The sequence below is a fragment of the Streptomyces muensis genome (assembly GCF_021474425.1).
In the GTDB taxonomy this organism is placed as follows: domain Bacteria; phylum Actinomycetota; class Actinomycetes; order Streptomycetales; family Streptomycetaceae; genus Streptomyces; species Streptomyces muensis.
This window is the reverse complement of record NZ_JAKEIP010000622.1, coordinates 1-763: the sequence shown is the minus strand read 5'-3', so window position 1 is coordinate 763 and position 763 is coordinate 1. Positions and strand designations below refer to the sequence as shown.

The following is a 763-nucleotide window of genomic DNA, read 5'->3' as shown; positions in this document are numbered from 1 at the left end:
GGGTCGCGGCCGGGGACGTGGAGCGGGGTCAGGGCCGGGGCCGGGGTGACTCGGTGCCGACGGCTCGTGGTGAGCACATCCACAGCGAACCGCCGATGCCGCAGCCGCGTGCTGTTGTGCAGCGGGCGTCCGTGCGGGGGCAGATCCTCGACGCACTGCGCACCGCGCTGGTCACCGGTGAGCTGACGCCCGGGGTGGTCTACTCGGCGCCGGCGCTCGGCGAGCGCTTCGGGGTCTCCGCCACGCCGGTGCGTGAGGCGATGCAGCAGCTCGCGCAGGAGGGGGCCGTCGAGGTCGTTCCCAACCGGGGGTTCCGGGTGGTCGAGCGGGGTGCTCGGGAGCTGGCCGAACTCGCCGAGGTGCGGGCGTTGATCGAGGTGCCGGTGATGCTGCGGCTGGCACGTACCGTGTCCGCCGAACGGTGGGCGGAACTACGGCCGTTGGCCGAGGCGACGGTCCGGGCGGCGGCTACGGGGTGCCGGGCGACGTACACGGAGGCCGACCGGACCTTCCATCGGGCTGTGCTGTCCCTCTGCGGCAACGAACAACTCGTCCAGATCGCCGACGACCTCCACCGCCGCGCCGCCCACAGCCGCACCGACCTCCTCGCGGACGCGGCTGAACACTCGGCGCTGCTGGACGCGTTGATCGCCGGGGATGTGGATGTGGTGCGGGTGTTGGTGGGGGAGCACTTCGCGGGGTGACGTGGCGCGGTGCGGTGCGGTGCGGTTGGTGGGTGGGTCGGGGCCGCGCCGGGGGGTGT

Annotated in this window: 1 protein-coding gene; it reads left to right on the top strand. The window is 73.7% G+C overall.

The window, feature by feature from the left end; translation table 11 throughout:
- The first annotated feature begins 17 nt into the window (after positions 1 to 17).
- Positions 18 to 704 carry a GntR family transcriptional regulator gene (locus L0P92_RS44765; RefSeq protein WP_372497442.1) on the top strand — a complete coding sequence of 229 codons (687 nt, stop codon included), beginning with the start codon at positions 18 to 20 and terminating at the stop codon, positions 702 to 704.
- Positions 705 to 763 lie beyond the last annotated feature (59 nt).